This window comes from Sphingobacterium ginsenosidimutans, assembly GCF_039536865.1.
Taxonomy (GTDB): Bacteria; Bacteroidota; Bacteroidia; order Sphingobacteriales; family Sphingobacteriaceae; genus Sphingobacterium; species Sphingobacterium detergens.
In genome coordinates, this window is record NZ_BAAAZK010000007.1 from 249,856 (window position 1) to 264,065 (window position 14,210).

Annotated in this window: 7 protein-coding genes; 5 read left to right on the plus strand and 2 right to left on the minus strand. The window is 39.0% G+C overall.

Annotation, left to right across the window (positions count from 1 at the left end; translation table 11 throughout):
• The first annotated feature begins 65 nt into the window (after positions 1-65).
• Positions 66-5,954 (plus strand): alpha-2-macroglobulin family protein, encoded by a 5,889-nt coding sequence (locus tag ABFX33_RS13370; protein ID WP_346086424.1) that lies wholly within the window; start codon positions 66-68, stop codon positions 5,952-5,954.
• 400 nt (positions 5,955-6,354) lie between these two features.
• Positions 6,355-8,748, plus strand: coding sequence for a TonB-dependent siderophore receptor (locus ABFX33_RS13375; RefSeq protein ID WP_346086425.1), 2,394 nt, complete (start codon positions 6,355-6,357; stop codon positions 8,746-8,748).
• A 106-nt stretch (positions 8,749-8,854) separates the two neighbouring features.
• Here ABFX33_RS13375 and ABFX33_RS13380 read toward each other — a convergent pair whose 3' ends face one another.
• On the minus strand, positions 8,855-9,577 hold the full coding sequence (locus ABFX33_RS13380) for an SIMPL domain-containing protein (RefSeq protein WP_346086426.1): 723 nt from the start codon (positions 9,575-9,577) through the stop codon (positions 8,855-8,857).
• Positions 9,578-9,820: 243 nt separating this feature from the next.
• A complete protein-coding gene (locus ABFX33_RS13385; RefSeq protein WP_120257900.1) occupies positions 9,821-10,327 on the minus strand; it encodes an RNA polymerase sigma factor in 507 nt (168 codons plus the stop codon).
• Positions 10,328-10,701: 374 nt separating this feature from the next.
• Between ABFX33_RS13385 and ABFX33_RS13390 the strand changes: the two genes are divergently transcribed.
• The 3 genes from ABFX33_RS13390 to ABFX33_RS13400 all read left to right on the plus strand — a co-directional run bounded on the left by ABFX33_RS13390 (position 10,702) and on the right by ABFX33_RS13400 (position 14,206).
• Positions 10,702-11,400, plus strand: a complete 699-nt coding sequence (locus tag ABFX33_RS13390) for a hypothetical protein (RefSeq protein WP_346086427.1) — start codon at positions 10,702-10,704, stop codon at positions 11,398-11,400.
• A gap of 9 nt (positions 11,401-11,409) precedes the next feature.
• On the plus strand, positions 11,410-12,072 hold the full coding sequence (locus ABFX33_RS13395; protein ID WP_257090151.1) for a response regulator transcription factor: 663 nt from the start codon (positions 11,410-11,412) through the stop codon (positions 12,070-12,072).
• Positions 12,073-12,187: 115 nt separating this feature from the next.
• Positions 12,188-14,206 (plus strand): glycoside hydrolase family 43 protein, encoded by a 2,019-nt coding sequence (locus tag ABFX33_RS13400; protein ID WP_346086428.1) that lies wholly within the window; start codon positions 12,188-12,190, stop codon positions 14,204-14,206.
• The last annotated feature ends 4 nt before the right edge of the window (positions 14,207-14,210 follow it).

Genomic DNA, 14,210 nt, shown 5'->3' on the forward strand with positions numbered 1-14,210 from the left:
TTTATTTACTGCATCCTTTCAGAAAAAAAATGCTCATATTTAGTAGATATTTAGCGTCATATTATATGAAAAGATACATTTGGTTATTGTTGACATGTCTCCCAATCTGGGGATTTTCGCAGGAGCTTAAGCCAGGCAAGGTGGAGACAAAGTGGAATGATGTCGAAAGGCTCATTGCAATTAAAAATTTCACACAGACATTGCCCATATTGGCGGATATTAAAGCCGAAGCCCGGCGCTCTGGAAACCAGGCTGAATGGGTACGTGCATTTTTGGCGGAAGGGAAAGTGTTGGAAGTAAACCAATCTGAAGATTCCGCTTTTTTGCGTATCCAGAAACATTTTGAAGACAATATCCGGATTGCCGAAAAGCTGGATAAATCGGTTCTCCAAAACTTTTATGCACTTTATTTATTTTCAAATATCAACCGATATGCAAGTAAAAGCCAGAACAAATTTGTAGCTAAAGATGCAAAAGGTAAAATCGGTATGATCGATTCTATTTTTCGTCTCTCAATTTCGGACGTAAACAGTTTAAGTGCGGAACCTATAGCGCGCTGGAAGGGGCTGTTTGTAGAAACACGAAATATGAGCCTGAATCCCACTCTTTACCATTTTTTAGGTTATCAATATCTGGATTTTTTAAATACATTAAAAGCTACTAATGCGGCTGATAAGGATAAACTTAAAAAGCAATTGTTGGCAATCAGCACCAAGAATGATTATCTAGATGCAATCAGCTATATCATGTCTTATGATTGGAAATGGAATAATATCGAAGAGCAGGAAGGCGACTACCTGGAGCATATAAAAACCTATAAAAGTGACTACAATGCATTTTTACTTTATCGGTTGGCGGCAAGTTTCAACGACATCGGGAAAAAGACAAAGGCAATTACATATCTTGAACAAGCGTTAAAAGAATATCCAAAATCGCCCTGGCTTTCGAATGTAGATAATTTGAGGAGGGAAATAAAAAAGTCTTTCATCAGGCTAAATTATAAAAGAACGGCACCGACGGACGAATATGTTCCTTTCCAGGTTAACCACACGAATGTGGATACTTTATATATCCGTATTTATAATACAAGTCCTACGCCTAAGGGCATAAAGGACTTTACGGTAAAATATGATTCCGCAAGTTATCAGACTACAGTAAATGCACCAGTGGTCTATGAGGAACAGGTGGCATTGAAAGCCTTTAACGATTATACGACGCACAATACAATTTATAAAATTAATCCCCTTAAAGCTGGTACCTACACGATTTTGATCGGTAATAATAAATCATTCCAAGATAACGGTCAGGATCGGGATGTAGCTGTTTCTCAGCTGATTATTTCTGACGCATTTTTGTCTGGCAGTATAAATATAAAACCTCAAAATGAATTTGTCTATACGGGTTTGCTATTGAACCGGAAAACCGGCGCTCCCTACGCAAATGAAATGGTGGAACTTTATCAATTGAGAAATAAAGCCCTGCCTAAACTGATCACGCAATTAAAGACCAATGCAGCGGGCGAGTTCAATTACAAATCCACCTATTCTCCCAAAAATGCTGCCTATTTACATAATCACATGCTGTTGCTTCATGGGGAAAAAACGATGATTCCTTTGGATCAACAACAAAATAATGTTTATTATGAAGATCGGATGACGTCTGTAGAGGAGAACAATAAAAGAACAAATATGCGTGCGCTCAGCTTGATGGATAGAGCCATCTACCGTCCTGGGCAAAAAGTCTATTTTAAGACTATTCTTTACGATGATCATGTACAACAGGGCAAAGTCCTGGAAAGGCAAAATGTGAAAATCTATCTTCAGGATGGCAATCGTCAGAAGATTGACTCGATCAGTTTGACAACCAATTTATTTGGGTCTGTCCATGCGAATTTCCAATTGCCATCAAAGGCATTGAACGGAAATTATAATCTATTGGTTTTTCACGAATCTAAACAGCTTGATCAGCAATATTTTCAGGTTGAGGAATATAAACGTCCAACATTTGAAGTAACTTTTGAGCCAAATAAGTTCACCTATACTTCGAAAGATACAGCAGTATTCATTGGCAAGGCGGAGAGCCTTTCGGGTGTTTCGCTAATTGGCGCGGCAGTGAAGTATAAAGTTTCGTTTTATAATACCAAGGAAGGAAAGGATATCGTTCATAGTGATTCTACCACAACCATTGATGCCAAGGGAAACTTTACGATACGGGTACCATTGATGGATCGTCAGTTTTCCGGATTGAAAGATTATGTATTGGTCTACCAGGCTGAGGTAATCAATCAGACAGGGGAGATGCAGATGGCTTCTGGAGGTTATACCTATTCGTCCCGTCCATGGCAGCTCCAGATTCAGGTACCGAATCTGATGGAAGAGAAAAAATGGCGGGATGTTACCATTTTAAAGCAGAATCAAAATGGTTTTCCATTAAAATTCAGCGGAAAGGTCAACATTTATAAATTGGAACAGGCAAGCCTCCCGCTGACAGATGAATATCGGGGAAGTTTCGGAAGGGCGGAGTACCACCTGCTTTCAAAAGATCTTTATAGCAAGTATTTTCCGCTTTATTTCGATCCGGCTTCGCTCGAAAAAGAAGAGAAAAAAATTAAAATTGCTAGCTATGATTTTGATAACGCAGATACAAGCAAGATCATACTGGACTCATTACAGTTTGATTGGGGACGATATCAGATCGAAGCCATCAGTATACAGGAAGGGGATACGGTGCGCGCTATTAGCTACACTAGTCTATATCGGTCGAGAGATAAGAAACTAAGCGACCAGCAGTTTTTCTCCTACCAGTTGGATAAAGTCAAATACAAAATTGGCGATCAGGTTACTATCAATATGCAGACGGATGTTAAAAATGCCAAAAAACTACTACTGTTTCGTGAGCGAGGTTCGCAGAAATTAGAGACAAAGGTATTAAGTTGGAAAGATGGTCGTATTGCCTATCAATTTGTGCTGACTGAGCAGGATGTCGTGGGGCAACTACAGCTGAATGCATTATTTTTGGTGGATAATAAAATGACACTATCCCATATTGCTGTTCCTATTTCACAACAAAATAAAGAACTAACAATCCAAACCAAGACATTTAGAGATAAAATAACACCCGGTCAAAAAGAAAAATGGAGTTTTACAATAAAACAAGAGGATAAACCAATCGCAACCGAGGTATTAGCGACAATGTATGATGCATCTTTGGACGCATTCGCTAGCCACGCTTTAGGTTCTTTTCAATTTCGTTATCCGTATTATCCAAGATCAAATAACTACTATATTGTAAACGCTTTTCAACAGCAAACCTATTCAGGTAACATTTTTACTTCGACTTTCTATGGGGTTTATGTGGATAATCGGCGGGATGAAATTTACAACTATGAACTATTGTCAGCCCGCCGGGGCTTCATTGGAAATTCCCTGGAACAGGATGCCACATACGAGGAGTTGATCGACGAGCAAGCTTATAGGATGACATCGGTCATGTATGATGAATTACGGGATCCGAGTCTCTTTCGTGAGGTACTCCAAACACGCGTGAGAGGAGTGTCTACGGTGGCAAAGCAGTCAAGTCCTTTACCGACTTCGGCAATTATGTATGAGCCGAAAGTTGAGGGGGGTGCAGCAAACGGCGAATATATGGTGGTAAATGAGGAAGTAGCTCAGTTTGGAATGGGGGCAATGGCAGTAGGTAGCAGTGCGATGGACTTACCAGCGGATAAACAGCTACAACATATTAAAGCTCGAACTAATCTACAGGAAACAGCTTTCTTCTATCCCAATTTGTATACCGATGAAGCAGGGAATATCAGTTTTGAATTTGATAGTCCCGAAGCATTGACGAAATGGAAATTGCTGCTTTTTGCTCATGATCAGCATCTGGCATCGGCTAGCGGGACCTATTTTACACAAACCCAAAAGCAGTTGATGTTGCGTCCGAATATCCCGCGTTATTTTAGAACGAATGACCAGTTGACAATCAAGGCACAGATTCAAAACCTGAGCAAAGAACGTATTGAGGGAAATACAAAAATAGAGCTTATCGATCCACGAAATAATCAAGTGGTTTCAACTGCTTTCCAGATCGATTCAGTACTAAAAAACTTTAGTGTCGAGCCATCCAATAACAGCACAGTGGAATGGTCGTTAAAGATTCCGGCGGAATATCCGACGATACAAATCCGCATCGTTGCAGCAGGTGGCGAGTTTTCGGATGGTGAGATTGTAGAAATACCCGTGCTGCCAAATAAGATACTGATTGGCGATACAGAAAAGATTGTCCTAAAAGCCGGTGAATCCAAAAATTTTACGGTAAAGGGAAGTACGAAGGACAATCTGATGGGGAGAATCCAGGTACAAAGCAATCCCATTTTAGAAATACTCTCCGCACTGGACTACCTGAAAAATTATCCTTACGAATGCAACGAACAGTTGAGCAGTAAGTGGTTTGGTCTCAAGATGGCCCAATATATCCAGTTGCATTATCCAGCAGTGGCAGCCTACTTCAAGAAATTGAATGTCGATGTAACAAAAGGCCGATTGGAAGAGAATAGTGGTTTGAATGAGTTCAAAATGGAAGAAATGCCCTGGCTGCGTGACATACAGGGTGATGCCGAACAATTGAAGAAAATTGCTACGTTCTTTGGAACAGATATACAAGCGGAAATCAATGCTGTTGAACAAAAAATACGAAATAATCAATCCTCAAATGGTTCCTTTTCATGGTTTGATGGGGGAGAGCCCAATACTGAAATTAGTATCCGTATGCTGGAAATCATTGGAAAGGTGCTCTATTTGGACAAAACCTTGGTCAATAGTGATATCCGTGCAATGGCCTCAAAACTTACCCAATATCTTGACCGGGATCCTGTTATATTTTCGCCCAAGACCAGTGCTGATGTGGGAATAGACTATTTGTATGCACGCAGGTATTGGACTGAATTTAATCCTTTACCAAAGGATTCCCTTCAGATATTGCAACGCAAATTGGTCAATTCTTCGTTAAGTAGCGCTGGTCGGAGCGCGGGGTTGGCAGCGAAAACATGGATTGTGAGTCAGATCTTTGGTCAGAGCAAGCAGAGTATGGAGATCAAAAATAGACTTGATCAGGAAGCTGTGATCGATGTACAGAAAGGAATGTACTGGAAAAGTAATGTGAACCAGTACAATAAGATCAGTTTGCAATCCTATCTTGTGGAAGCTTACAAAATAAACAATCCGGCTAAGCTAAATCAAGTCACCCAATGGATCTATTATAACAAACAGGTAAATCATTGGTATAGTACATGGATGACTGTAGATGCGATTTATGCACTGTTATTGGCCAACAATCCAAAAGACTTTGTTATTGAAAATACGGTACAGATCTCGATTAACAACAAAAAGGCCGAATTGAGCAATATTGTTTTGGGCGAAGTCAGTAAGCAGTTCGATAAAGTCGATTTGCAGACCGATCTCGATATTCAAGTTCAAAATCATAACGAAAGAACGGTTTATGGAGCTGTTGTTCATCAGTATTTTGCTGATCTTGATCAGATAAAATCAAGTACAAATGCACTTTCGGTTCAGAAAGTATATCTAGTGGAACGAAAAGGGCAATGGGTAGAATCTAAGGAAGCTAAACTGGGGGAACGTATCAAAGTTAGGATTACGGTAATCAATGATGAGCCGATACAATACATTCATCTGAAAGATAGCCGTCCAGCCGGTGTAGAACCGGTGTATAGTCCTTCGGGATATCAATGGCGGAAGAATTACTATTTCAGCTCGAAAGATGCTTCAACGAATTATTTTATGGATCGCTTATCTAAGGGGAGATCTATTTACGAGTATGAGGTTAAAGCGAATAACCTGGGGACTTTTAATTCGGGAATCACGACAATAGAATCTATGTATGATCCTGGGGTTAATGCCCGGAGTACGAATACGATATTGACTATCGTGCCCTAATTATTCCAAAAAAATCTAAAACTTTGGCTACTCTCGGAAATTTCTGGGAGTAGCCTTTTTATTAATATACCATGAGATAGCAAGTAGGGGGCGGCTTTTTAATCTAAAAATAAGTGCGCTAGACAGCTTTTTTTATCTTTTTTGTGGAAGTTGGGTTTAAATTTATTGAATATAAATAAGTGCTAATAGTCTATTTTTGTTGTTTGAAAGTATTTTGAGGAAATAATTATACTCATTAGGTATTTTTGTTTTATATAGTAAATATTATAAGTGAATGGCGAAAGGCTTGTTGTCAGCCTGAATTTATAAGCTTGTTTTGAATTTTAAAAATATAGATTACTTTTGTTTAGAATTTGTCTAAATAAAATTTTCAATAGAATTTAAAACCATTACAATTTTTATGAAAAGATCGATACTTTTTATCGTCTCAATCCTGCTGTTTTTCACAGCATTTGGCCAGAAGGCCGATCGTATATCCGGCAAAATCATGGTAGACCAGTCTGTTGTTGCCAAGGATGCCATTGTCCGGCTATTAAATACATCTTACCAGGGGCGGACAAACGCTGCTGGAGAATTTTATTTAGACCATGTTCCTCCAGGTGATTATATTCTACAAGTCAGTCTAAATGATATTGAGTTATTGCGGGAAAATATTCATGTTGACAAGCAGACAACTGTCCTTCCGACGATTTACGGGACTAAAAACAATTATTATCTGGATGGGGTGACCGTGTATGGTTATCGACGCAATAAATTCTTAGAACGCGATAGCTCAAAAGTTGCAAAGGTACAGTTGGGCTATATGGAAAATCCACAGTCCTATTCCAATGTCAACAAAGAATTGATGAAAGAACAGTTGACCACTGATTTGTCGGAGGCTGTTAAAAACGTCGTGGGGATGGTAAAAGTGCAAGGAAGTCCAGGCCGTGGGTCAGATGGTGCTATTTATTACAATCTGCGTGGATTCCCAACGAAAATAGGTTTGGTGGATGGCCTCCCTGCAAACACGAATGGTGAAATTGATCCTGCGGATGTGGAACGTATCGAGGTTATAAAAGGTCCTTCAGGTACTTTGTATGGTGGAGCAGCAACCTCTTTCGGTGGTTTGGTCAACCTCGTCACGAAGAAACCTAAGGATTACTACGGCGGCCAAGTATCTTATTTATTTGGTAGCTATAACTTAAACCGCCTTACAGCCGATGTATTCGGACCTATCACCAGCAACCGTAAGACGCTGTTTCGTTTAAATACAGCCTATCAGTACCAAAACGGTTTCCGTGATTCGGAATTTAGAAAATCATTTTTTGTTGCACCAACGTTTAACTATGAGGTCAATGATCGATTAACGTTTAATCTGGGAGCCCAGCTATACAATTATGAGGGTACCAATACCCCCATAATCTTTCTCACACGCACACGCCAGTTTTTTGCAAAGAGACCTCAAGACTTTGGATTTGACTGGAATAGATCCTATTCGAATAATGATATTACGCTGAAAGCCCCGTCCATCAATATCAAAGGTGAGGTAAATTACAAGATTTCAGATAATTGGACTTCGCAGACGTTGATCTCCAGAAATTTCAGAAAAACAGAAGGTATCTACCAATACCAATTTATTCGGGGCAAGGAAAGTGATGCTCTACTTGAACGCAATGTCCAATGGCAGAATACCGAAGGAAGTTCTACGAGTATCCAGCAAAATTTCAATGGAAGCTTCCAGATCGGAAGTGTCAAAAACAAAATTTTGATCGGGCTAGATTATCTGAACCAGACCTTACGGAATAATAATTCACCTATTGTTGTGTTTGATACTATCAATGCGCTGGATTTAGAAAAAGGTTATTTGCCTATTTCCAATCAACTGGCCTCGCAAAAAATACAACTGTCTACAAGACCACTACAACGTAACTATTCTTCAAGCAACATCTATGGTGCTTATATATCCGATGTACTGTCTCTGACAGATCGTCTAACAACTATTTTGAGCTTACGAGTAGACCATTATAATAGCCGTGGTCAATTGAACTTAAGTACAAATATAAGAGAGGCAAACTTCAAACAAACGGCACTTTCACCTAAGTTTGGGGTTGTATATCAGGTTCTTAAAGATAAATTGTCGGCCTATGGTAATTATATGAATAGCTTTAGTTATGTGCCCCCGGCTCTAGAGAATCCTGAGGGACAAAGAGAGATGAAACCGCAATTAGCCAATCAATGGGAAGCAGGGATCAAAACCAATTTCTGGAATAACCGTTTTAATTTTACGGCTTCTTATTACGATATCGTCGTGAATAATATGACTCGTCTGGCAGCCAATGACGGCCCTAAGATAACAATTCAGGATGGGGAGCAGCGCAGCAAGGGCGTTGAGTTGGAACTGATTACCAATCCGATAAGAGGGTTAAATATTCTTACGGGCTATACTTACAATGATAGTAGATTTCAACGGGCAGATTCTACGGTAGAAGGGCGGCGTCCTGCTTCTGCAGGCCCTGCACAAGTTTTTAATTCCTGGATCAGCTATGTGTTACAGACTCCAAAACTACAGGGGCTGGGTTTTGGATTTGGTGTCAATCACGTTGGAAAGCAGGTTTCGGCTGATAATTCTATAACAGGGAAATTTACATTTCCGGCGTATACGTTGATTAATGCTTCGATCTCTCTTGAACGTGATTTCTATCGTTTTGGTGTCAAGATGAACAATATCAGCAATGCACATTATTTTTCTGGACAAGGGGTGGTTGTCGCCCAAATGCCGAGGAATTTTGCTGCCGAGCTGAGTCTCAAATTCTAGCAAAATTGCAATAAAAAATACTGAAAATACCGTGTCCCCAAAAGTGTTCAACTTTTTGGGGACATTTTATTATACGCTGGACCGAATGTATTGTATAGCGAGTGTACTATTTTATTTCAAATTCGGTGTAGATTGTTCTTTTAAATTCGAGCACCTCTGGTGCTATTTTAAAACCTTCCCCGCCATAAGCTTTACTAAATGTTTCTAAAGCCATCCCTGTTCTATTACCGGTAGATTCATTGGAAGGGCTGCCATCGTTTGACAGGAACAAGAGTTTACCAATTTTTACATCAGCTCTCGAAGCGAGCTTTTGGGCGGATTTTAGTGCGTCGTCATAGGCAATCAGGTCAGCTTCCCGTAGAATACTGTCGGCTTTGGAGTGGGCAAATGAAATGGAACCGATTCCGCTTATTTTTGTCTCAAGTAATTTTCCCGTTAATTCAGTGAATTTGGATAAATCATGTAGGACAAAATCAATAGTCTGCTGTGCCTGGTAGCCGACAAATTTAGTCGTATTTCCAATATATTGATAGTCTTTATTGGCTGATACACTGCTTGTCTTTATATCTTCCTTTTTATTCCCGTATTTTCCCAGTATGGCAATGACACTATCTACGGTATTTTGTGTTTCCCTTACAGCGTCCACCATTCTCGGTTTTGTAAATGCCGTATTTATAGTGAGTGTAACTTGGTCCGGCATTATCCTAATTTTTCCTTCACCGCTGACCCGTATCCTGTTTTGATTGTCATTGGAGACAGACTGGCAGGATATCATAAATAAGAAACCACTACTGACAACTAGCGATAAGAACTTTATTTTATTTTTCATCCGTTTAAATTTGTTTTTCATTTGTGATGAAGCTATCAGATTTATTCATCCTCCCTATGTGATTGAATAAATCATGATGGTTTCATATATCTATAATTATTAATCTGTATTTAGTTAGTACCTAGTCTAATATACTAAATTAATGGGAGAGCTGCTGTTGATTCAAAAAATCAAATCGGAAATAGGCAAACAAAAAAGCAGGCACGATAAGCGCCTGCTTCACTATATAAAGGGTTGCTATTTTTAATAAATACTCTTCGAGTAGGTTTTAAGTTGCTTTTGTAAGGACTTGCGCGCCATATGGATACGTGTCTTTACAGTTCCTTCAGGTATTTGCAAGTGCTCCGCAATTTCATAATATTTGAACCCTTCCAAAAATAACGCAAAAGCATTGTAATAATCCTTTGGTAAATTATTGAGCGCATGTTGAATATCCGATGCCACAAAGTTATTTTCGCCACGGTTACGTGTAATTTCATTGACATAACCGGTACTTATATATTCATTGCGGTAATTTTCCAGTCTCTTATTCCGTGTATACTGATTAATATACGTATTTTTCATAATGATATATAACCAGGACATGAGTTTAGGATGCTTTATAAACTTTTCTATGGAAGATAATGATCTAACCATAGTTTCTTGCACCAAGTCTTCTCTTTCATCTGGATCACTTGTAAATTGAGCAGCCAAATATTTTAATGTAGGTCTCTTTTCCTTAAACAGTTGATCGATTGTTGTATTTTCCATATTATCAATTTTTAAGTGTCTATCAGTGCCAAGGTTACTACAATTAGGGTGCTAGAAAAAAAAGATAAAAGTCAATGTTTTTAAATTTAAAATCGCGTTGAGTAATTTTGTTTCTATTGTAAGCTATTGTAAATCAGTGTTTATTGCTATTTATTTCAATAGTTATACCGTCTGATTCGGGGAGAGAATTAAGGTGTTTTTTACTTTAACAACAAGTGTTTACCTTGTTTAAATCCATTCTTTATCCCGTATTACTACGTATTTATACGTAGTACTATAAACTATACAGCCATCTTTTAACGTTTTATCAGTTTTTAAAAACTGTTCGAGTTTGATAATGGTTATTAAACATAGGTACAAAAAAGCATAATACTATGGGGAACGAAGACGAAAATTTATATATAGATCAATCACAGCGAAACGAAGGGGGGCATGATCTAAATCAGATTTGGGGTGGGAACCAAGAAGAATTTTACAAATCCATTATCCGGAGTCAACAAGAAGATTTCGGGCGTATTGGGCGTTACTTTAGGGACGAGCTTGCGCAAGAAGTGTATGGTATGCGTATTTCGCTCCAGAATTTCACCAACAGACACGGTGATTTTGAAGAGCTACATTGTTTACGTGATTCATTGGCTTCTCTAGTAATTGAGTTGCGTAATAAAGCGACTTTGCTCTATAACCCAATTTTGAATGATCTTGGGATTTTCCATGCGATTGATGAAGTAGTGGCTTCCTATAAACAAAAGCTTAGTTTTACCATAGATATTATTCTCGATCCAAATTTAAAGGAACTTCAGCGTCATATTCAAGTTCGCCTTTTTAAATTGCTTACGGCACTATTTGAATATTTGAAGGAGGAAATGCCTATTCAGGCAATTTCGATATCTGTGCAGCTCATCGATTTTGCGATCTTTATTAAGGTGTTACCCTATTTTAAAGAAGACAATTCATTACAGAGACCCAAACGTGAGGATAGCCCATTGCGTTTAATAAAAATAACAGAGCTTTACAGTGCTCAAATTGTTAGTGACAGCCTCGAAGAGGGTATAATTCTTAAATTAACTATTTAAATAGACGATATGATAAAAATCCTATTGGTAGAAGACCATATGGTGGTGCGCAATGGTATTAAATTGCTTTTAGAATCCCAGGATAGTTTTGAAGTTGTTGGGGAGGCTTCCAATGGTAAGGAAGCGCTAGATTACCTGCAATCGAATCCAGATTCAGTTCCAGATATTATTTTGACGGATATCAGCATGGAGGAAATGGATGGTATAGAGCTTTTGCGGGTCTTATATAAGCAGTATGGAAATATAAAAGTCGTCATCCTATCGATGTTGAACCAGATTAATTATGTCATCGAAGGGTTTGAGTATGGCCTTATGGGATATTTGGTGAAAAACATTGGGTATAACGAATTACTTTTTGCGCTCAACCACATTGCAGCTGGTGGCCGATATATGAGTGAAGAGATCTCCATGTTGCTTTTGGAACATATACGTTCGGGGCAACGTTATGCGCAGCATCCGATAGGATCACGGGCTGATTTTGAAATTTCTGAACGTGAACTTGAAGTCTTGGGGCTTATCGCTGAAGGCTATACAAATATTGAAATTGCCGATAAGATCTTTTTGAGTAAGCGTACAGTGGAGGGCCATCGTCAAAATTTAATTGATAAAGCGGGTGTGAAAAATACAGCACATTTAGTGAAGTTTGCCTTCGAAAATGGGATATTGAATTAACCCTGATAATAAGAAAAAGATACAAATTGATCTTTCATTGATACGATAATACCTGTGATATAAAAATTATTTGTTCAATTTTAGTGTGAACTTAAATTGTATTCAGGTGAAACAGATGAAATTTTTTATATTGCTTTTTATTCTCAGTGCGATAGATTCGTTGAGCTACGCAACAGGGCATGGTATTTTTACACAGTCTCAAACCGATTCTATGGTCAGGTCACTGACATTAGAAAATGGTCTTTTTCAGGCGGATCCCACCATTTTCTACGATAACGGTTATTACTATTTATATGGTACCAATGGTGATGGCGATAAACAGTTAGGCTTTAAAGTATTTCGGTCTAAAGACTTGAAACAATGGGCGGGCCCCATTGGTGCAAAAGCCGGATTTGCATTGGTAAAAGAAGATGTATTTGGAACCAAAGGCTTTTGGGCACCTCAAGTCTGGTCGGAGCAAGGCAAATTTTACATGGCTTATACGGCTGATGAGCAAATTGCCATCGCTATCAGCGATTCTCCGATGGGCCCTTTTAAACAGGGCATTGCCAAAACGCTTATTGATGGCGGAAAGCAGATTGATCCCTATGTTTTTAGGGACAGCGATGGTAAGAAATATTTGTTTCATGTGAGATTGGTGGAAGGAAACCGCATCTTCGTTGCGGAATTAAAAGATGACTATTCAGGAATCAAAACAGAAACCTTAAAAGAATGTTTGCATGCTGAAAAAGCTTGGGAGAATACTGCTGGTTCAACATGGTCAGTCAGTGAGGGACCTACTGTTGTAAAGCAAGGCAATCATTATTATATGTTTTATTCGGCCAATGATTTTAGAAATAAAGACTATGCCGTAGGTGTTGCGGTAGCGGACAACGTGTATGGTCCCTGGAAAAAAATTGAAACAAATCCTTTATTGAGCCAGCATACAAGTGGATTTGCCGGTACTGGCCATGGTGATTTATTCCAAAAAGGACAACAATGGTATTATATATGTCATACACATTATTCTGACACTCAAGTTGCTCCAAGACGTACAGCTATTATACCTATTGATCTTGTTTCTGATAGACAAAGTGGTATTGCAATTCCCAAATTTGACAGTTCCAAGTTCAGGTTGCTTGAACTTGTCAACCAATCTGACGAGCCTATTGATGTCGCTTTTGGTGACCCTTTTATTTTATATGATCAACCTACGGATCTATATTATCTATACGGAACGGGAGGTACAAAAAATGGGTTCATAGCATACAGTTCTAAAGATCTTAGGCATTGGAAGGAAGCTGGGAAAGTGTATGATGGCAACCAGGCCAAAGGATGGGGGATCAAGGACTTTTGGGCGCCAGAGGTGTACGCCATCAATAATAAATACTATATGTATTATAGTGCGCACTGGAAGGAAAACCCTGGAAATAAGCTGGAGAATTATCGTATTGGTGTTGCCGTAGCGGATAGTCCTTTGGGACCATTTATAGATTTGACAGGTAAACCATTATTTGACCCTGGATATCCTATTATTGATGCGAATGTCTTTCGGGATGTCGACAATAGAAATTATTTATTTTACTCGCGTTGCTGCTATGAACATCCCGTTACCTCCGAAATTGCCGATTGGGCCAAGTCTAAATGGGGGTACAATGCTATTGAAGAAAGCTGGGTTTATGGTATCGAACTTGATAGTAGTATGCAGCATGTGATTGGAAAGCCGGTACTTTTAATACGTCCTCCCGCGCGCATGTGTGATGCACAATCGGAATGGGAAAGTCGGTCGGTGTCTTCTGGCGAAATTAACAGAAGGTGGACAGAGGGATCCTTCTTAATCCACGCAAAAGGACAGTATTATATGATGTATTCTGCAAATTATTTTGCGGGAGCAAATTATGCTGTTGGTTATGCTACCGCTAAATCTCCGTTGGGAAGCTATGAAAAATCACAAACGAATCCGATTATTGAAAAAAATACGGATAGAGGCGGGACCGTGTCAGGTACAGGACACAACAGCATTTTTAAAGACCGCGAGGGGAAACTCCGATGTGTCTATCATGGACGAACAACAAAAACCGGAGATAAACGGATGGTATTTATCCGTGATATTGATTTTAGCCAAAACAATCAGCTACGTGTTCTTACAGATTGACCTT

Coding starts and splice junctions, on each gene's coding strand:
- ABFX33_RS13370 (WP_346086424.1), top strand. CDS start 66: ATGAAAAGATACATTTGGTTATTGTTGACATGTCTCCCAATCTGGGGA.
- ABFX33_RS13375 (WP_346086425.1), top strand. CDS start 6,355: ATGAAAAGATCGATACTTTTTATCGTCTCAATCCTGCTGTTTTTCACA.
- ABFX33_RS13380 (WP_346086426.1), bottom strand. CDS start 9,577: ATGAAAAATAAAATAAAGTTCTTATCGCTAGTTGTCAGTAGTGGTTTC.
- ABFX33_RS13385 (WP_120257900.1), bottom strand. CDS start 10,327: ATGGAAAATACAACAATCGATCAACTGTTTAAGGAAAAGAGACCTACA.
- ABFX33_RS13390 (WP_346086427.1), top strand. CDS start 10,702: ATGGGGAACGAAGACGAAAATTTATATATAGATCAATCACAGCGAAAC.
- ABFX33_RS13395 (WP_257090151.1), top strand. CDS start 11,410: ATGATAAAAATCCTATTGGTAGAAGACCATATGGTGGTGCGCAATGGT.
- ABFX33_RS13400 (WP_346086428.1), top strand. CDS start 12,188: ATGAAATTTTTTATATTGCTTTTTATTCTCAGTGCGATAGATTCGTTG.